Below are 18,799 nucleotides of genomic sequence, written 5' to 3'. Positions count from 1 at the left end.
CCTAGACGGAGGTTACTGGCTGGTCACTTGTCGTCCATGGCGTGGGAGGACGGCGTCGGGCGTGCTCAGGACAGGTCGCGCAGCAGCGGCCGGGTGAGCTGGCGGCCGTGGTGGATCTGCGCCTTCACCGTGCCGAGCGGGAGGCCGAGGAGCGCGGCGATCTCGTCGTACGCCAGCCCGTAGACGTCGCGGAGGACCAGCGGCTCGACGTACTTCGGGTGGTCGCGCTCGAGCGTCTCCATGGCGTCGAGGAGGTCGAGCCGGGTGCCGGCGATGACCGAGGTGGTGCGCGGGTCGGGCCGGTCGAGCGGGCCGACCTCCTGCGGGTCGGCGGCGACGGCCTGGTTGCGCAGCCGGCGGTAGGTCGACCGGGCGGCGTTGAGCGCGACGACGTGCATCCACGTGGTGAACCGCCCGTTGCCGTGCCACGACCCGACCTTGGTGGCGATGTTGAGCAGCGCCTCCTGGCAGGCGTCCTCGGCGTCGGGCAGGAACGGCAGGACGCCGCGGCAGACGTTGAGCGCGCGCGGCCGGATCGCGCCGAGCAGGTGCTCGAGCGCGTCGCGATCGCCGTCGCGCGCGCGTCGGGCGAGGTCGTCGATCTCGTCCGGCGTCATCGCCTCGGTCGTGTGGCCGCTCATGCTGCCGATCCCCCCGGTCATTGGTCCCATGACGGCACAGGAGCGCCGTCCGAGCGTCGTGATGCGTTCGTTGATGTCTCAACCGCGCAGCGCGTCGGTGTCGTGACGACGATAATGCCGGGGTGTCCATGCCCCACCGTCTCGGTCGCTACGCCGTCCAGCGGCGCATCGGCGCGGGCGGATTCGCGACGGTGTGGCTCGCCTACGACGAGCAGCTCGACTCGCCGGTCGCCGTGAAGGTCCTCGCCGACAACTGGTCGGCCGACGCCCAGGTCCGGCGCCGGTTCGTGGAGGAGGGACGCTATCTGCGCCGGGTCGAGTCGCCCCATGTCGTCACGGTCTACGACGCCGGCGAGCTCGACGACGGCCGGCCCTACCTCGTGATGACCTACGCCGACCAGGGCACCCTCGCCGACCGTCTCGAGCTGAGTGGGCTGACCCCGCCGCAGGCGCTGCAGGTGGTCCGGCAGGTCGCCGACGGGCTCCAGGCGCTCCACGACCGCGACATCCTCCACCGCGACGTGAAGCCCGCCAACGTGCTCTTCCGCTCGACCAGCAGCGGCCGCGACATCCGCGCCATGCTCGGCGACCTCGGCCTCGGCAAGGCACTCGACATGTCCTCGCGGCTCACGATCGTCGCCGGCACGCCGTCGTACGTCGCACCGGAGCAGGCCCAGGCCGAGCCGCTCGACCCGCGGGCGGACCAGTACTCCCTCGCCGCGCTGGCCTACCTCCTGCTCACCGGGCGTCCGGCGTTCGACCACGCATCGCTGCGGGCCGCCGCCGCGCCGGGACCCGTGCCGGCGCTGTCGACCGAGGAGCGGCCCTTCGCGGCGTCGGTCGAGGACGTCGTACGCCGGGGCCTGGCTCCGCAGCGGGACGACCGCTATGCCTCCGTGACCGACTTCGCCGACGCCCTGGCGGCGGCGATGCTCGAGTCGACCGGCGACGCCCCCGCGGTGACGACAGCCGGAGACCCATGGCTCGCGATCAACAACGACCTCACCCTGCCCGGGGCGCGGCCGACGGCGTCGCCTGCCGCTGCTGCGCCCGCCAGTGTCACGCCCGCGTCGCCGGGGGCGACCGGCCTGCCGCATCCCCGCGACCCGGAGCGGCTCTCCGCCGCCAGGGAGGTCGACGCCAGGGAGGTCGACGCGGGGGCCGGTGGGGTCGCGACCCGGCTGGTGACCTCGGCCGCGGACCAGGAGCCCGGCCCGGCGGCGGGGCATGCGCCCGCCGGCGGGGGCCGGCGCGGATGGACCGGTCGACGCGGCCGGCGCCGGCTCGGTGTCGTCGCCGCGCTGGCCGTCGTCGCGGCCGGGGCCGGCTACGCGACCTATGCCGCCACCCGGCCCGGTCCTCCCGGGCCGCGCGGCGTGACCGTGACCGACGCCGAGGGCCTCATCTCGGTGACCGTGCCGGCGTCGTGGGCGAAGGTCGAAGCCACGGACGGGTGGGCCCCGCCGATCCACCAGCCGAAGACCCCCGACACCTACCCGGCGGTCTCGGTTGGCACCAGCGACGTCTGGAACAGCGCCACGGTCGACGGCCGGGGGGTCTTCGCGTCGATCATCCCGGGCGACCGCTTCCCCACCCATCTGCCCGGTCACCCGCGCTGCACGGCCGCGACCCCGAGCCGATCGACGACCGACGCCGGACAGCCGGTCATCGGGCAGCTCTTCACCGCCTGCCCCGGCGGTGTGGTCGTCGAGCAGTTCACCCAGCTGGACGGCAGCCACTTGCTGTGGGTCCAGGTCCACGGCGACACCGCCACCGCGGCGTACGACGTCCTGGCGACCGTCCAGGCGAAGCCGCCGACCGACGGTGAGAGCTGAGCGCGGTCCGTCGTGCCGGGTAGTCCGGGACGTTCGCGTCGGTTACTGGTGAGTAGACCGACCGGAAGGTCCCGGACTACCTCGCCTCGTCGCGTCAGCGCACTCGGCGGGCGCTGCGAGCGACCTTGTCGAGGAGGTCGGCGAGTCCGTCCTGGTCGGCGCTCCGGCCGGCGACGGAGAGCTCGAAGCCCGCGTTCGTCTCGCCGTCGGCGACCACCCACGCGAAGTAGTTGAAGCGCCGGAAGTTGTCGCCGGTGCGGTAGGCGAACCAGATCGAGTCGGGCTCGATCTTGACCACGTGGACGTCGCGGTAGCTCGTGTCGAACTTCTCCTGCAGCAGGTCGCGCCGCTCGGTCGGGGTGTCGCGTGCCTGCAGCGGCAGGACACGGAGGACGTAACCGCCCGTCGTCGGCTCGTCCTGAGGCCGCCAGCGCACTGTGCCGGCCGGGTCCTGGCCCGAGCCGGGGTACTTCTTCCAGCCCTGCGGCACGAGCAGCCGCCAGCTGTGACCGGCGCCGCGCACGGTCGTCGAGACGTAGGGCAGCCCGACCGCGAGCGCGGGATAGTCGAGGTCGTCGTTGTAGGGAAGGTCCTTCGCGATCGGCAGTTCGGGCATCGCGGGGAGGGGCTCGGCGGCGCGCAGCGTTGACGGGGTGGGCGTCGGAGGCGTCCCCCGGTCGTCGAGCTGCCCCGCGGCGTACCCGCCTCCAATGCCCACCACCGCCGCAGCCACGACACCGGCGGAGGCCAGGGCGACGGTGCGGGCACGCATGCGTCCAACTTACCGGCGACCGGCCCGCTGCAACGGTGCCCTCCGCCCGGTCCGAATTCGGTGGACGGGCTCCGTAGGGTCGGACGGGTGAGCGCGACGATCCAGGCCAGGGCACTGGCCGCCGGACACGGGCCGAGGGCCCTCTTCGACAGCCTCGACCTCGTCGTCGCGCCGGGCGACGTGGTCGGCCTCGTCGGGCCCAACGGCGCCGGGAAGTCGACGCTCCTGCGGGTGCTCGCCGGCGAGCTCGCGCCCGAGGAGGGCAGTGTCGTCACGAGTCCCGCGGACGCGCTCGTCGGCTACCTCCCGCAGGAGACCGTGGCCGACGCGTCGCGGCCCGGCGAGACGGTGCGGCAGTTCCTGGCCCGGCGTACCGGCGTCGCGGACGCGCAGGTCGCCTTCGACGCCGCGACCCAGGCGATCTCGGCGGGGGCGTTTTCGGCGGGGGCGCCCGGCGCGGACGACGCCTATGCCCAGGCGCTCGAGCGGTGGCTCGCCCTCGGCGGAGCCGACCTCGACGAGCGGGCTGAGGCGGTCGCCGCCGACGTCGGGCTCCGGGTCGATCTCGACCACGAGATGACCGCGCTCTCCGGCGGTCAGGCGGCCCGGGCGGGGCTCGCGTCGCTGCTGCTCTCCCGCTATGACGTCTTCCTGCTCGACGAGCCCACCAACGACCTCGACCTCGACGGTCTCGACCGGCTGGAGCGGTTCGTGAGCGAGCTGCGGGCCGCGGCCGTCGTCGTCTCCCACGACCGTGAGTTCCTGGCGCGGGTCGTCACCCGGGTCGTCGAGCTCGACCTCCACCAGCACCGGGTCAACGTCTACGGCGGCGGCTACGACGCCTACCTCCACGAGCGCGAGGTCGCGCGCCAGCACGCCCGCGAGGCCTACGAGGAGTACGCCGACCGGCTGGCCGGCCTGCAGGGCCGGATGACCACCCAGCGGGCCTGGGCGGCGCAGGGGGTGCGCAACGCCCGCCGCTCCATCAACGACGAGCCGGACAAGTCGATCCGCCGCTTCCGCGCCGAGTCGAGCGAGAAGCAGGCCTCGAAGGTCCGGCAGTCCGAGCGCGCGATCGAGCGGCTCGAGAAGGAGGCCGTCGAGGAGCCGCGCAAGGAGTGGGAGCTGCGGATGGAGATCGCGGTCGCGCCTCGCTCGGGTGCGGTGACGGCGACCCTGCGGGATGCGGTGGTCCACCGGCCGGCGCCCGCCGGGCCGGGCTTCACCCTCGGCCCGGTCAACCTCGAGATCGGCTGGGCCGAGCGGGTCGCCGTCACCGGCCCCAACGGGGCGGGGAAGTCCACACTGCTCGGCGCGCTGCTCGGTCGGATCCCGCTCGACTCCGGGCATGCGGCGCTCGGCCCCGGCGTCGTCGTCGGTGAGGTCGACCAGGCGCGGCACCTCTTCGCCGTGGGAGACGATCGCTCGTCAGGCGCGGGCTCAGGCTCGTCAGGTGCGGGCTCGTCAGGTGCAGGTTCGTCAGGCACGGGGCCGTCGCTCGTGGACGTGTTCCAGCAGCATGCCGGTGGCACCGGCCCGGACGGCCCCAGCCCCGCCGACGTACGCACCCTGCTGGCGAAGTACGGCCTCAAGGCGGACCACGTCACGCGCCCCGCGGCCACCTTGTCGCCGGGGGAGCGGACCCGGGCGGCGCTGGCGCTGCTGCAGGCGCGTGGCGTCAACCTGCTGGTGCTCGACGAGCCGACGAACCATCTCGACCTGCCGGCCATCGAACAGCTCGAGCAGGCGCTCGACAGCTTCCCGGGCACCCTGCTGCTGGTCACGCACGACCGACGCATGCTGACCGCCGTACGCCTCGACCGGCACCTCCACGTCGAGGACGGGCAGGTCACCGAGCGCTCCGCCTCGGGGCCGGCCGGGTGACGCGCCGATCGGGCGCGTGTTGAGAGGGGCCACTAGGTTGGCGCCGTGCCCGATCTGCTGCTGCGCCGCGCGCGTCTGGTCCCGCTCACGACAGCGGCGCCGGACGGCCCCGTCGACGTGCTCGTCCGCGACGGGATCGTCACCGCGATCGGGCCGTCGCCGACCGCGTCGGAGGGCCGCCGGACGGGGGCATCGAAGGTCGTCGAGGAGTACGACGCCGGCGGCCGCTGGCTGCTGCCGGGACTGTGGGACCAGCACACCCACCTCGGGCAGTGGACGCTCGCGGCCAGCCGGCTCGACCTGCACGGCACCCGCTCGCCGGAGGACGTCCTGGCGGTCGTCGGTGCCGCCGTCGCGGCCGCGCCGGGGATCCCGATCGTTGCCAACGGACACTCGGCCGGCTCCTGGAGCAGGCCCGTCACGGTCACCGAGCTCGACGCGGTCACCGGCGCCACGCCGGTCGTCCTGATCAACCACGACTTCCACCACGGGTGGCTCAACTCGGCCGCTCTCGCCGTCCTCGGCCTGCCGTGGCGGGACGGGGTGGTCCGGGAGAACGAGTGGTACGCCGCCTACCCCCACCTCGACCGGCTCGGCGGCGGTGGTCCGAGCGCGGGTGCGGTCGCCTTCGGGAGCGCCTCGCCCGGTGCCTCGCCGGCGGCGTACCGCGCGATGCTCGAGCGCACCGCCGCCCTGGGAGTGGTGGGCCTCGTCGACTTCGAGTTCCGGGCGACGTACGACGCCTGGGCGGCGCGCTGGTCGCAGGGCTGCGACCTGCTGCGGATCCGGGCGGCGACGTACGCCGACGGCCTCGACGGCCTGCTGTCCGCCAGACTGCGGACCGGCGACCCGGTGCCGGAGGTGGAGAGCGGTCTGCTCACGGTCGGCCCGCTCAAGATCATCAGCGACGGGTCGCTGGGGACGCGGACGGCGTGGTGCTGCGAGCCGTACGCCGACAGCGGCTCCCACGGTGCTCCCAACCAGTCGCCCGACGAGCTCCGTGCGCTGCTCGCGACCGCGACCGCCCACGGGCTCGAGGTGGCCACGCACGCGATCGGCGACCGGGCCGTGGCCGAGGCGCTCGCGGCGTACGCGGCGACCGGTGCGCGCGGGAGCATCGAGCACGCCCAGCTGGTCCGCCGCGCCGACGTCCGCGAGATGGCGCGGCTGGGGCTGCGTGCCAGCGTCCAGCCGGCGCACCTGCTCGACGACCGCGACGTCACCGAGCGGGTCTGGCCGGGGCGGTCGGACCGCTGCTTCGCGCTGCGATGGATGGCCGATGACGGCGTCCCGCTCGCGCTCGGGTCCGACGCCCCGGTCGCGCCGCTCGACCCCTGGCTTGCGATCTCGGCGGCCGTCCACCGCTCCGCCGACGAGCGCGACCCGTGGCATCCCGAACAGGCCCTCACCGTCCGCGAGGCGCTCGCCGCCTCCGTCGACGGCGCTGGGACGGTCCGGGTCGGCTCGCGCGGCGATCTCGTGGTCCTCGACCGCGACCCGCTCGGCATGCCGGTCACGGAACTGCGGACGCTCGGGTCGGCCGTCGCGCTCACCGTCGTCGCCGGGTGGGTCGTGCACCGCGCCTGATTCGGTCCCGCCTCAGAGCTCCCTGGTCGGTTGTCCGGAGAGCGAGGCTCAGCAATGGCCGAGGTGGCTGGCAGGGCTGCGGGGACGCCCCGGGTCAGCGACGCCCTGCCAGCGACGGCCGCGACCGCCGGGCTCAGTGACCGCCGCGACGGCCCGGGATCACTGACGGCCGCGACCGCTGCGGCGCGCTGCGCGCCGAGTCCGGCACGGTCGCCCGGGCGGCTCAGCGCCGCCAGCGGAGCCAGAGCAGTGCGACGGCGTAGGAGACGCCGGCGAGCGCGGCGAGCTGGAAGTACGGCGACCCGTCCTCCCCTTGGGCGATCTCGACGATCGCCATGACGAGGATGGCGAGGATCACCACGACGCCGGCGATGACGGTCGCGTCCCGGTCCAGGGCGTTGATCCGCTCGTCCCGGCGGTCGAGAAGGCCCTTCGCGGTCTCACTGAACCGGCTCGCGGCGAGCATCGCCGCGCCGAAGACGACCATGATCCCGAACCCCACCCAGGCGAACGCCGGCTCGCCGCCGGCGAGTCCGGCGCCCAAATAGGCCAGTCCGGCCACCAGGCAGACCACCGGCGTGGCCCACCGGCTCTGGAGGCAGCGCTTAGCTGTCGACATCGAACACCTCTTCCACGGTCGTCCCGAAGAACCTCGCGATGGCGATCGCCAACGGCAGCGAGGGCAGGTAACGCCCGGTCTCGATCGAGTTCACGGTCTGTCGTGACACCCCCAGCGCCGCGCCCAGGTCGGCCTGGGACAGATCGCGCGCGCCGCGCAGCTGTCGTACGACGTTCTTCACATGTCAAGGGTGCTTGACACGGGTTCCTGATGTCAAGGTTGCTTGACATCACCTCTCGGGCAGAGGGCGAGAAAGGGACCGCAGCGGCCGAAGCGGAGCGGATGCGCTGCCAGGACAGGACGTGCTTCCCGAGTGGCCACCGAGTGTCGGTCCCCGGGTCGGTCGCCGGGTCGATCGTGGACGTCGACCGCTGCACTGCCCCTCACGTCCTCCGGTGGAAGCGGAGCTCGCCGCTGGCGAGGCGGCGCAGGTCGTAGCCGGGGTGGTGCGCGAGACGGTGGTGGTGGCCGCAGAGGAGCACAGCGTTGCTCAGGTCGGACCTGCCTCCGGCGGCCCAGGGCCGCAGGTGATGCGCCTCGGTCCAGGTCGCGGCGATGGTGCAGCCCTCGGCGGCGCAGGTGCGATGTCTGATCCGGAGGGCCTTGCGCTGGACGGGGGTGAAGAGCCGGATCTGGCGGCCGAGGTCGAGGACCTCGCCCTGCGCCCCGAGGACGGCGGGCAGGAGGCCGGCGGCGCAGGCCAGGCGGCGGGCCGCGGCGGCCGTGACGGGGGTGCCGTCAGGCAGGGTCGCGACACCGAGCTCCCGGGTGAGCTGGTCGTGGGGCATCGTGATCACCAGCGTGGTGGCGTCACCGCCGTGGCGGGGCAGCTGGTCGGGATCGTAGCGCTCGAGGAGCTGGCAGAACGCCTGGCCGAGCAGCCGGTCATAGGGCACCCGCTGTCCGCGGTCCTCGAGCGCCGCGAGCCGGGGCTGCGTGAACGCCTCGAGGTAGGTCCGCAGCCGAGCGCCGGCGACCTTGGGGATCCGGCCCTTGAGGTGGACCGTGCCGTCACCGGGATCGGTGAGGGTGAGCCAGGTGCGGCGGTGGGCGCGGTCCTCCTCGGCTTGGAGCCTGCGGCCGAGGGCGTCGTCGGTGGCCTGCGGGTCGAGGATCTCGAGGAGGTGGTCGCCGACGCGGCGCAGCTGTGTGGGCGTGAGCCGGGTCGCCTCGTCGAGCAGGATCTGCTCGGCCTTGGCCCGCTGCTCGTCGGTCAGCTCTGGGGGCAGGATCTCGAGGGCTCTGGCGATGACCCGGGTGTGCTCGACCGGAACACGTCCGTCCCGGAGGGCGGCGTCGAGTGCGGGCCGGCGTTCGAGGGCGCGGGCGAGCCGGAGGTCGGCGCGCGCGGCCCGGATGTCGGCGTGCACGGCATCGGCCCACCACGCACCCGCGTCGCGCGCCCCGGCCGACGCGGCGACGTCGTCGGCGGACGCCATGACCCGCAGCCGCAGCGCGGCCAGCCGCGCCTCCGCCCGGGCCAACTCGCGCAGCGCCGTCTCCTTCTCCGCGGTCGCCAGGAACATCGGGTCCACGCCGGACACCTCGTCGAGCGCGGCCTCGATGGACGCGACGCATCCCCGGATGGGGTGCAGCGACGGCTGGGACATGGGCGGACAACCTCGAGGGACGGTGCGCAGCGACCGCCCCGAGCGGTCACTGCAGCGGTGGATGTTCGGTTGTCTCGTCGTCGAAGATCACGCTAGACCCGACCACCGACCAGAAATGACGAGAGCCTCGGGGGTCGCGGCTCAGGTGCGCCGACTGACGTCCTGTCGGACGGTCGTTCAACTGTCTTGCCCAGCTGGCGGACTTGACCGGCGCGGGTCCGTACAACGGCGCCAGCCGGGCGGCCGGCCACCTCAGGAGGGTCCGGACCGCCTTGCCTGAGACGCCGGACATTGAGACGCCGGACATTGAGCCTTCGACGTGGCCTCGTGCTGGTCATGTAGGCAGCGAGACTCCCGCGGCGTGTAACGCGCTGGCATTACATGGGTGAGAGCACGACTGTCGATGGAGGAACCATGAAGGCTGGGGATTGGACCGAGGCGCACAGCGCGCTGATGGAGGCTGCCGCCACCGATGCAGCGGCCGACGAGGTCGACCTGGACGCAACCTGGGACCAGGTCGCTCGCCGGATCGACAACGCGCCGAGGGGTCGCGGGCGCAGGCGTGCGGTGGCGATCGTGGCGGCGTCCGCGGTGCTGGCCGGCGGCGGCACCGCCGCTGCCGCAGCGACTGGCGTGTTCAGTGCTCACACCGGCAGGTACGCCAGCGGCCACGACATCAAGCAGGGCGGCCCCGGCGAGTTTCTCAAGCCCAAGGGTGAGGACTTCCCCACGGTGGTGCTGAAGGGGACGGCGGACATCCCGTTCCCGTCCGAGAAGGCACGCTCGATCTCGGCGCAGTTCCAGATCGATGACCTGAAGGGCCCGGGCGTGGTGACGACCGGTGCCTTGCGTGGGTTCGTCGCCAACGACGCTATCTGCTCGTGGTCCAATGCCTGGGCGGCGGCGGTCGCCGATGGTGACGACGCGGCAGCCAAGGCCGCCGCCGATGAGCTCAGGCGAGCCGGCACGTGGCCGGCTGTCCGGGCACTCGACACGGAGCTTGTCATGCGCACCACGATCGTCCACTTCAAGGATGGGTCGCCGCCGCAGAAGGCCGACGACAGCAGCCGGTTCGGTTTCCTCAGGCTGGTCCAGAAGGACATCAATGCCGGTGACGTCGACGCACTCGGTTCCGCGCTGGCCGAGAACGTTTTCTGCATCCCTGCCCTGATGCCGGACCTGCCGCAGGCAGTCCCGACACCGTGACGGCCATGACGGGACCGGCGACTGTCACTGCGGAGGCCTTCGAGGCGCTCTATCGCCGTACGTCGCCGGAGGTGCTGGGGTTTCTCCGGCGACGCGTCGGCGACGAGGCGCCGGACCTGCTCGCGGACGTGTACGTGCTGGCGTGGGAGAAGCGCGACAAACTTCCCGCGGAGTGGCTGCGACGTGCGTGGCTCTTCGGGATGGCACGGCGCCTGCTGCTCAGCCACAGCCGTCAGACGTCCCGTGATGCTGCCGCCGAGGTGGGGGCGGCCCTCCTGGCGAGCCAACCGCCCCACGAGCCCGAGCAGAGCGTCGGGGCCACCGTTCGTGCCGCGCTGATGCGGTTGGCTGAGATCGACCGCGAGCTCATCCAACTCACCGAGTGGGAGCAGCTCTCGATCACCGAGGCCGCTGTCGCGACCGGGCTCAAGCCAGGCACGGCTCGAGTCCGCCTACACCGCGCTCGCACCCGCTTGGCGCAAGATCCTGAGTTAGCGGCGTTGGTCACGACGACCGCGATACCGCGATAGGACTCACCGTGCTGGCCGACCGGATCCCGGCTCAGCGGGCTTGACGGCGAAGAAGAGGAACCTCAGTTCTCGCCGCGCTCCCGTCGCGTCGCCGAGATCCCCGGTGGATGCCGCCTGGTCGAGGAACCCTCCGAGGTGAGGATCGAAGAGTGGCCTGCCCGTGCGGCCGCCTCAGCCCAGCGCATCGGCGATGAGCCCGGCGACGGCGGCCTGCTCGCGCGGGAACGGGTGGAGAGGCTGGGCATCGTCGGTGGCCTCAGCGCCGTCGATCCACGGAGTGGCGGAGCAGATGTCGTGGCCGCGGCTGGGAGAGGCGACATCGACGTACGTCGCGCTCGCCGCCTTCGCGGCGGCCTCGAGCATCTGGTTGAGCCGGTCCATGATCGAGGCCGCGAAGGCGGAGTCGCCGGTCGTGAGCGGCAGCGCGCGGCAGGTGTGACCGGTGGGGAACGGCTGCGGATAGCCGACGACGAGGATCCGGGCGTGCGGCGCCTTGCGGCGTACGGCGCCGACCGCCGCCACGACCCGCTGACGCACCTCGGGCACCCCGCTGTCGACGTCGGAGGCGTACTTGTCGGCACACGGCGACCCGGTCGTCGTCGACTGCGTCATCGTCCCGCAGTCGTAGAGCAGCCCGACCAGGTTGAGGTCGTTGCCACCGATGCTGACCGTCACCAGGTCGGCCGAGGAGGTGACCGCGTCCAGTTGCGGCGCGACCGGATCGCTGCCGTCGTACGGCTGCTGACGGCCGGTGAAGTCCTTCGTCTGCGCGCCTGAGCAGGTGACGTCGACGAGCTTCGGGATGCCGAGCCGGGCGGCGACGAGGTGCGGGTAGTCGTGGTCGGAGCGCACGCACCCGCCCGCGGTCGAGGTGGTCGGGTTGCCGGGGGCGGCGGAGTAGGAGTCGCCGAGGGCGACGTACGTCGTCAGCCCGGCCGCCCCGCCCGACGTAGCCGGCCCGGACGGCTGCGAGGGCCCGGGCGCCGCCGTCCCCGCGCAGCCCGCGAGCAGGACCGCGGCGCTGAGGGCGGTCGCGGCGAGGACGGCGAGGCGGCGCATGTCAGCCACGGTAGGCGGCGCGGCGAAACACCGTGGCCGAACGGCAGAAGCGGCGGGAGGGGTCCGGATGGGTACCGTCGCGTCATGGCGGAGCAGGCCACGGTCTATGAGCAGGAGGCGCGCGACCAGAGCGGCAAGGGCGGCGAGTCGACGCTCACCGTCCTCGTCGCCCTGACGGCCAACGCGCTGCTCGCGATCGCGAAGAGCGTCGCCGCCGTCGTGACCGGGTCGGCGGCGATGGTCGCCGAGGCCGCCCACTCCTGGTCCGACACCGGCAACGAGGTCTTCCTCGTCATCGCCGAACGCTCCGGCCGTCGCCCACGCGACGCGACGCACCCGCGGGGCTACGGCCGGTCGACCTACATCTGGTCGCTCGTCGCCGCCTTCGGGCTCTTCTCCGCCGGCGCGGTCGTCTCGGTGTGGCACGGCATCAGTGCCCTGCGCTCCGGCGGCGAGGACGCGGGCAGCTTCACGGTCAACTACGTGATCCTGGGGATCGCCTTCGTGCTCGAGGGGTCGTCGTTCCTGCAGGCGCTGAGGCAGGTCCACGGCAAGGCGCGGCTGATCGGGCTCCACCCGATCCGATACGTCTCCCGCACCTCCGACTCCACCCTCCGTGCCGTCTTCTTCGAGGACTCCTCGGCGCTCCTCGGCCTGGTCCTGGCCGGGGCGGGCATCGGGCTCCACCAACTGACCGGGCAGCCGGCGTACGACGCCTGCGGCTCGATCGCGGTGGGACTGCTCCTCGGTGTGGTCGCGGTGTTCCTGATGCGCCGCAACATGGCCTACCTGCTCGGTGTCGGGCTGAGCCCGGCGATGTATCAGGAGGTGCTCCGCATCCTCCTCTCGCACCCGCAGATCGACCGGATCACCTACCTCCACGTGGAGTACGTCGGCCCCAGCCGGCTCTTCGTGGTGGCCGCCGTCGACCTGGTCGGCGACGACACCGAGGGCCACCTCGCGCTCCGCTTCCGACGGGTCGAGGCCGATATCGAGCGCTCTGAGCTGATCGAGGACGCCGTCCTCACCCCGGCGCCGCCGGACGAACCGGCGCTCACCGCCGACTCCGTGCCGCCACAGTGAGCCCTTGACGCGGATGCGCGCGCCGGATGAACTAGCCGCATGCCCACGGCGACCGTCCTCGCCACCCAGCAGCGGGACGTGGCCACGCTGGCGCTGGGCGTGCTGATGCCGTCGTTTCGGGGCACGACGCTGCCGGCCGACTACGCCGCGCTGCTCGCCGAGGGACTGGGCGGGATCTGCCTGTTCGGCACCAACACCGCGGCGGGGCCGGCGTCGGTCCGGGCGCTGACCGACGCGATCCACGCCGTCCGGCCGGGAGCGGTCGTGGCGGTGGACGAGGAGGGCGGCGACGTGACCCGGCTCCACGCCGCCCAGGGCTCGCCGGTGCTGGGACCCGCCGCGCTCGGCGCGGTGGACGACCTGGGCCTGACACGGGCGACCGGCCGGGCGGTGGGGCTCGACCTCGCCGCTGCGGGCATCGACCTCGACCTCGCGCCGGTCGCGGACGTCAACAGCAACCCCGACAACCCGGTCATCGGCACCCGGTCGTTCTCCGCCGACGCGGCCCCGGCGGCCGCCCACGTCGCCGCCTGGGTCGAGGGGCTGCGGTCCGCGGGCGTCGCGGCGTGCGCGAAGCACTTCCCCGGCCACGGCGACACCGGGCAGGACAGCCACCTGGAGCTGCCCACCCTGGATGTCCCGCTCGCGGTGATGGCGGAGCGTGAGCTGGTGCCGTTCGCCGCCGCTGTGGAGGCGGGTGTCGCCGCGGTGATGACCGGCCACATCGTCGTACCCGCTCTGGACCCGGACCTTCCGGGCACCCTCTCCGCGCCGGTCCTCGGGCTGCTCCGGGAGCGGCTGGGGTTCCGTGGGGTGATCGTCTCCGACGCCCTCGACATGGCGGGTGCATCCGGTGGGCGGGGGATCCCGGAGGCAGCGGTGCTCTCGCTGGTCGCGGGCGCCGACCTGCTCTGCGTCGGCCCCGCGAAGCCTGCCGCGCTCGTCCGGGAGATCCAGGCGGCGATCGTCGCCGCGGTCGCGGACGGACGGCTGGCTCGCGAGCGGCTCGAGGAGGCGGCGGGACGGGTCGAGACCTGTCAGGGAACCTGGCGGGATGTCAGGGGAGATTCTCCCCGACACGTGACCATTTCCCCGGTCAGCCGGGGAAATGCCGCCCTCGACCCCGCCCAGGTGGCTGGCGCACGGCGCGCGCTGAGGATCGAGGGGACGCTGCCCGACCTGCAGGGTGCGATGGTCGTGACGGTCCCGACGACGGCGAACGTCGCCGTAGGGGAGGTGCCGTGGGGTCTCGAGCCGGACGCGATCGCGCGGGTCGGTGAGGAGCCCCCGCCGGCCGTTACCGCCGCTCAGGCCGAGGGGCGGCCGCTGATCGTCCAGGTCCGCGACGCCCACCGTCGTCCCGAGGTCGGGGCGCTGCTCGCCGCGCTCGCGCCCGCGGTCGTGGTGGAGTGGGGCTGGCCCGGGGCGTACGACGGCGGCCGGATCTGTCCGCACGGCTGGTCGCGCCCCGGCGCCGTGGCCGTGACCGAGGCCCTGCGCGCGGCGGGCTGGGGCCGTTGACCGCCCCGGTGGACGTCGGCCTCGACATCGGCGGCAGCAAGATCCTCGGCGTCGCGGTCACCGCGGACGGCGACGTCCTCGCCCGGGAACGGGTGGCGACCGCGCTCGGTCCGGACGGTGTGGCGCGTGGCGCGGCCGCCGTCGTCGAGGCCCTGCGGGCCCGGACCGGCCGGCAGGTCAGTGCCCCGATCGGCGTCGGCATCCCCGGCATCGTCGATCCCCGGCGAGGGACGGTGAAGCATGCGGTCAACCTCGGACTCCATGGGGAGTGGTACCCGCTCGCCGACCTCCTCGCCGACCGTCTCGGCGTGCCGGTCGTCGTCGAGAACGACGTCAACGCGGCCACCCTCGGCGCGCGGCTGGTCGAGGGCGTCGCCGACCTGGTCTATCTCGGCCTCGGCACGGGGCTCGCCGCCGGGGTCGTGCTCGACGGGCGGCTCCGCCGCGGCATCGCCGGCGCCGCGGGCGAGGTCGGCCATCTGCCGCTCGGCGGGTTCGGCGTGGAGCGGGAGCGGTGCCAGTGCGGTCAGCACGGCTGCCTCGAACTGGTGGCGAGCGGCCGCGCCCTGGAACGCGCCTGGCCGGTCGAGGAGGGGCATGCGGCCGCGGCGGTCTTCGCCGCCTCCGCGGCCGGTGACGCTCGGGCCGTTGCCGTGCGGGATCGGTTCGCGGCGGGGGTCGCCGCCGGCGTACGCGTCCTCGGGCTGGCCGTCGACCCGCGCCTCGTCGTCCTCGGCGGTGGCGTGGCCCAGGTCGGAGAGCCCCTCCTGACGGCGGTCGGAGCGGCGCTCCGCGCGCAGGCGGCGGAGTCGCCGTTCCTCGCCTCCCTCGACCTCGCGGCGCGGCTCCGCCTCGTGCCGCCCGACCGCCCCGTCGCCGCCCTCGGGGCGGCCCGACTCGGAAGGACGCCCCGCTGAGGGGCTGCCATGGAAGTAGTCCCGCTCGCCACCGCCGCTGACGTCGCCCGCCTCGCCGCCGACACCGTCGAGGCGCTCGTCCGGCGCCGGACCGGCACGGAGCGGCCCGCCGTGCTCGGGCTCGCCACGGGGTCCAGCCCGCTGCCGACGTACGCCGAGCTGGTCGCGCGCCACCGGGCCGGCACCGGACCGTCGTACGCCGGCGTGCAGACCTTCAACCTCGACGAGTACGTCGGCCTGCCGGCCGGTCACGAGCAGAGCTACCTCACGACCATCCGCCGCGACCTGACCGACGCGCTCGGCCTCGCCCCCGAGCAGGTGCACGGCCCCGACCCGAGCCCGGACGGGCTCCCGGAGGCGGGGGAGCGCTACGAGGCGGAGATCGAGGCTGCCGGCGGGATCGACCTGCAGGTCCTGGGCATCGGCTCCGACGGCCACCTCGCCTTCAATGAGCCGGGCTCCTCGCTCGGCTCGAGGACGCGGCTCAAGACCCTGACCGAGGAGACCCGACGCGACAACGCGCGGTTCTTCGGCTCACCTGACGCCGTGCCCCAGCACGTCCTCACCCAGGGCCTCGGCACCATCCTCCGGGCCCGCCACCTGCTCCTGCTCGCCACCGGCGAGGGCAAGGCGGAGGCCGTCGCCGCGGCCGTCGAGGGGCCGCTCTCCGCCTCGTGCCCCGCCAGCGTCCTGCAGCTCCACCCGCACGCCTCGATCCTCCTCGACGAGCCCGCCGCCGCCCGCCTCGTCCGCCGCGACCACTACCGGCACGTGTACGCCGTCAAGCCCGCTTGGCAGGTGCTCTGAGCCGAGATGTCGGTTCGGGCCGCGCGAGATGTCGGTTGTGGCTCGCCGAGATGTTGGTTGTGGCTCGCCGAGATGTTGGTTGTGACCGCGAGCCACGAGCCATAACGCGCATCTCGGGCGGCTACAAGGCGCATCTCGCCCGGTCACAAGGCGCATCTCGGGCGGCTACAAAGGCGCATCTCGCCCGGTCACAAGGCGCATCTCGCGCTCACCCGAGGGCGACGGTGAGGGCGAGGAGCGTGGCGGGGTCGTCGAGGCGGTCGCCGTACACGTCGCGGAGCTGGCCCATCCGGTAGCGGACGGTCTGGGGGTGGACGAAGAGGTCGGCGGCGACCTCGTCCCGGCGGCCCTGGTGGAGCAGCCAGGAGCGGAGCGTCTCGGTGAGCTTCTCGGCGGTGGCGGGCCGGAGGTCGGCGAGCGGCGCGAGGACCTGGGCGCGTAGGTCGGCGCGGGCCTCGGGGTCGGCGGAGAGGACGAGCTCGACGAGATGCTGCTCGGTGTCGCTGCCGAGCCCCGCGAGCCGCGCGCGGCGGGCGCGCTCGAAGGAGACTCGTGCCTCGCGCCACGGCTTCGCGGGGCCTGTGGTCGCGCCGCGGCCCTCCAGCGTGCGCAGCAGGACGCGGCGGCGGTGGCCGTGGGCGTCGGGCACGAGCAGCAGCGTGAGGTCCTCGAGGTCGGGCGGGTCCTCGAGCACGAGAGTGGCCGGGGAGACCTGGGCGAGGACGGGACCGATCTGCGCCTTGGGGAGGAGTACGGCGGAGAGCGTCGTCGGTGTCGCCCAGTCGGCCCGCTCCGCGGCGTCGTCGAGCACGTCCGCCGGGGCGCCCGACAGCAGCCGCCGGGCGAGCCGCTCCATGAGCTGGCGCTGCACCCGGCCGGTGGTGGCGAGCTCGTCGGCGTGGCCGGCGGCGGAGGCATCGGAGACCTCGTCGATCCAGGCGAAGACGAGCGCCGCGAACTCCACCATCGCCTCCGGCTTCATCCCGCCCTTCACGGCGGTGGTGGACAGCTCCCGCCACGCCACCCGCGCGCCGATGCGGTAGGCCGCGAGGAGCGCTTCCGTCGTACGCCCGCTGCGGGCCTCGCCGCGGCCGAGCTCGTAGGCGCCCTCGAGGGCGGGCGGCGTCGCGGCGGGCACGTCGGCGGTGCGGCCGGACACGATCGAGAGGAAGCCGCCGAGCGCGACGCGTACGGCGGTCCGGATCGTCTCGCCCATCGGTCCGGCCAGCGCGTCCTGATAGCTCGGGACCTCGGCGATGATGGAGGCGACGACGTCCTCGCCGACACGTGGCAGGATCTCCCGCATCCGGGCGAGGATCTCGGGACTCAGCTGGACGTCGTAGGTCGCGAGTCGGGCAGCGCGCCGAGCCATCACCGCTCCGTTTCTGTCTCCAGCGAACAAATGTGACGCCGAGTTTCACGTCGTCAGCACAGGAGTTTACGTCTGACGTGTAGCAGGCTCGATGTCATGGTCTCCCTGCCCATGCCCTCCGGCCGCTTCGGCCTTCCCGTGTCGACCTCCGGCGCGGGCGCGAGCGCGCTCGGCAAGGTGCTGCGCGAGCGGCTCTGGAAGGTCGCGGAGGCGGCGACGACGCCGTTCGTCCCCGGCGACTACCTCGACCTCTTCCGGCCGTTGCGGCCGGGCGCCGACCTGCGCGGCCGGATCGTCAAGGTGACTCCGGAGACCACGGACGCCGCGACCATCCTCATCAAGCCGGGCGCCGACTGGGCCGGTCACACGCCGGGACAGTACGTCCGGGTCGGCATCGACGTCGACGGCGTCCGCCAGTGGCGCGCCTACTCGCTCACCCATGGTCCGCGCGCCGACGGCCACATCTCGATCACCGTGAAGGCCGTCCCCGGCGGCGTCGTGAGCACCCACCTGGTCCACCGTGCGCGCCCCGGCACGCTCGTCCACCTCGAGCAGGCGGCCGGCGACTTCGTGCTGCCGGGCGACCTCCACCGCGACGGCGCCAAGCTGCTCTTCGTCACGGCCGGATCCGGTGTCACCCCGGTCATCGGGATGCTGCGCAACCTCTTCCCCGTCACGGACGAGGGCGTCGTACGCCTGGCGCGCAGCGCGCGTCTCGACGTCGTCGTGGTCCACGTCGCGCCCAGCCGACCGTCGTCGATCTTCATCCGCAACCTGGAGCAACTCGACGCGGCCGGCGCGATCCGCCTGGTGTCGCGCTACACCGACGTCCACGGACGGCTCGACACCGACCAGCTCGGCGATCTCGTGCCCGACCTGGCCGAGCGGGCGACGTACGCCTGTGGCCCGGCGGGGCTGCTCGAGGCGCTCGAGGAGCATCACGACCGTCACGGCCTGCCGCTGCAGACCGAGCGGTTCCGCACCGAGCGCGTCGTGGCCGGTGAGGGCGGGACGGTGGCCTTCGCAGGCCCGACCGGCGGCGGTACGACGCTCGACTCGCCCGGCGACACCCCGATCCTCGACGTCGCCGAGGCCGCCGGCGTTCTGATGCCGAGCGGCTGCCGGATGGGCATCTGCTTCGGCTGCGTGGTCCCGCTGAAGGAGGGCGCCGTCCGCGACCTCCGCAACGGCGAGGTGACCATCGCGACTCCGGGCGAGACCGGCCCCGACGGCGTCCCCATCCAGACCTGCATCAGCGCCGCCGCCGGCGAGTGCACCATCGACCACTGACCCGGTGCTCGAGGCGCGAGCCCCGCGTCGCAGACCACCACGCATCACCCCACGCATCACCCCGCA

Annotated in this window: 17 protein-coding genes; 10 read left to right on the top strand and 7 right to left on the bottom strand. The window is 73.6% G+C overall.

The window, feature by feature from the left end; all coding sequences use genetic code 11:
• Positions 1–65: 65 nt before the first annotated feature.
• On the bottom strand, positions 66–641 hold the full coding sequence (locus AB3X52_RS00165) for an RNA polymerase sigma factor (RefSeq protein ID WP_367990555.1): 576 nt from the start codon (positions 639–641) through the stop codon (positions 66–68).
• 128 nt (positions 642–769) lie between these two features.
• Here AB3X52_RS00165 and AB3X52_RS00160 point away from each other — a divergent pair, with 128 nt between their 5' ends.
• Positions 770–2,476, top strand: coding sequence for a serine/threonine-protein kinase (locus AB3X52_RS00160; protein WP_367990849.1), 1,707 nt, complete (start codon positions 770–772; stop codon positions 2,474–2,476).
• A gap of 94 nt (positions 2,477–2,570) precedes the next feature.
• Here AB3X52_RS00160 and AB3X52_RS00155 read toward each other — a convergent pair whose 3' ends face one another.
• A complete protein-coding gene (locus tag AB3X52_RS00155) occupies positions 2,571–3,248 on the bottom strand; it encodes a hypothetical protein (protein ID WP_367990553.1) in 678 nt (225 codons plus the stop codon).
• Positions 3,249–3,335: 87 nt separating this feature from the next.
• Here AB3X52_RS00155 and AB3X52_RS00150 point away from each other — a divergent pair, with 87 nt between their 5' ends.
• Both AB3X52_RS00150 and AB3X52_RS00145 read left to right on the top strand, forming a co-directional pair.
• Positions 3,336–5,132, top strand: a complete 1,797-nt coding sequence (locus AB3X52_RS00150; protein ID WP_367990551.1) for an ABC-F family ATP-binding cassette domain-containing protein — start codon at positions 3,336–3,338, stop codon at positions 5,130–5,132.
• A gap of 45 nt (positions 5,133–5,177) precedes the next feature.
• Positions 5,178–6,719, top strand: coding sequence for an amidohydrolase (locus AB3X52_RS00145; protein ID WP_367990549.1), 1,542 nt, complete (start codon positions 5,178–5,180; stop codon positions 6,717–6,719).
• A 223-nt stretch (positions 6,720–6,942) separates the two neighbouring features.
• Here the strand turns inward: AB3X52_RS00145 and AB3X52_RS00140 are convergent, their stop codons facing one another.
• From AB3X52_RS00140 to AB3X52_RS00130, 3 genes are all read right to left on the bottom strand, one after another.
• A complete protein-coding gene (locus tag AB3X52_RS00140) occupies positions 6,943–7,338 on the bottom strand; it encodes a hypothetical protein (protein WP_367990547.1) in 396 nt (131 codons plus the stop codon).
• The gene (locus tag AB3X52_RS00135; RefSeq protein ID WP_367990545.1) at positions 7,325–7,519 is read right to left on the bottom strand and encodes a helix-turn-helix transcriptional regulator; all 195 of its coding nucleotides are present in this window, start codon (positions 7,517–7,519) and stop codon (positions 7,325–7,327) included. Before AB3X52_RS00135 ends, AB3X52_RS00140 begins: the two co-directional genes overlap by 14 nt.
• Before the next feature lie 202 nt (positions 7,520–7,721).
• Positions 7,722–8,948, bottom strand: a complete 1,227-nt coding sequence (locus AB3X52_RS00130) for an HNH endonuclease signature motif containing protein (RefSeq protein ID WP_367990543.1) — start codon at positions 8,946–8,948, stop codon at positions 7,722–7,724.
• A gap of 381 nt (positions 8,949–9,329) precedes the next feature.
• Here AB3X52_RS00130 and AB3X52_RS00125 point away from each other — a divergent pair, with 381 nt between their 5' ends.
• Positions 9,330–10,154, top strand: coding sequence for a hypothetical protein (locus AB3X52_RS00125; RefSeq protein WP_367990541.1), 825 nt, complete (start codon positions 9,330–9,332; stop codon positions 10,152–10,154).
• A 5-nt stretch (positions 10,155–10,159) separates the two neighbouring features.
• On the top strand, positions 10,160–10,684 hold the full coding sequence (locus tag AB3X52_RS00120; protein ID WP_367990539.1) for an RNA polymerase sigma factor: 525 nt from the start codon (positions 10,160–10,162) through the stop codon (positions 10,682–10,684).
• A gap of 171 nt (positions 10,685–10,855) precedes the next feature.
• On the opposite strand, the gene AB3X52_RS00115 is transcribed toward AB3X52_RS00120, so the two are convergent.
• Positions 10,856–11,743: an SGNH/GDSL hydrolase family protein gene (locus AB3X52_RS00115; protein ID WP_367990537.1), complete on the bottom strand. Its 888-nt coding sequence runs from the start codon at positions 11,741–11,743 to the stop codon at positions 10,856–10,858.
• An 84-nt stretch (positions 11,744–11,827) separates the two neighbouring features.
• Here AB3X52_RS00115 and AB3X52_RS00110 point away from each other — a divergent pair, with 84 nt between their 5' ends.
• From AB3X52_RS00110 to nagB, 4 genes are read left to right on the top strand one after another with little or no spacing between them, the layout of a single operon-like run.
• On the top strand, positions 11,828–12,826 hold the full coding sequence (locus AB3X52_RS00110; protein WP_367990535.1) for a cation diffusion facilitator family transporter: 999 nt from the start codon (positions 11,828–11,830) through the stop codon (positions 12,824–12,826).
• A 39-nt stretch (positions 12,827–12,865) separates the two neighbouring features.
• Positions 12,866–14,347, top strand: coding sequence for a glycoside hydrolase family 3 N-terminal domain-containing protein (locus tag AB3X52_RS00105; protein WP_367990533.1), 1,482 nt, complete (start codon positions 12,866–12,868; stop codon positions 14,345–14,347).
• A complete protein-coding gene (locus AB3X52_RS00100) occupies positions 14,344–15,264 on the top strand; it encodes an ROK family protein (protein ID WP_367990531.1) in 921 nt (306 codons plus the stop codon). The genes AB3X52_RS00105 and AB3X52_RS00100 overlap by 4 nt, the downstream gene beginning before the upstream one ends.
• A 9-nt stretch (positions 15,265–15,273) precedes the next feature.
• Complete coding sequence (gene nagB / locus AB3X52_RS00095) at positions 15,274–16,071, top strand: glucosamine-6-phosphate deaminase (RefSeq protein WP_367990529.1); 798 nt, start codon at positions 15,274–15,276, stop codon at positions 16,069–16,071.
• Between the two features lie 208 nt (positions 16,072–16,279).
• Here the strand turns inward: nagB and AB3X52_RS00090 are convergent, their stop codons facing one another.
• Positions 16,280–17,443 (bottom strand): PucR family transcriptional regulator, encoded by a 1,164-nt coding sequence (locus AB3X52_RS00090; protein ID WP_367990527.1) that lies wholly within the window; start codon positions 17,441–17,443, stop codon positions 16,280–16,282.
• Positions 17,444–17,539: 96 nt separating this feature from the next.
• Here AB3X52_RS00090 and AB3X52_RS00085 point away from each other — a divergent pair, with 96 nt between their 5' ends.
• Positions 17,540–18,733 (top strand): ferredoxin reductase, encoded by a 1,194-nt coding sequence (locus tag AB3X52_RS00085; RefSeq protein WP_367990525.1) that lies wholly within the window; start codon positions 17,540–17,542, stop codon positions 18,731–18,733.
• Positions 18,734–18,799 lie beyond the last annotated feature (66 nt).

It is taken from the genome of Nocardioides eburneus (assembly GCF_040838215.1).
Classification (GTDB): domain Bacteria; phylum Actinomycetota; class Actinomycetes; order Propionibacteriales; family Nocardioidaceae; genus Nocardioides; species Nocardioides eburneus.
This window is presented reverse-complemented; position numbering and strand designations above follow the sequence as displayed.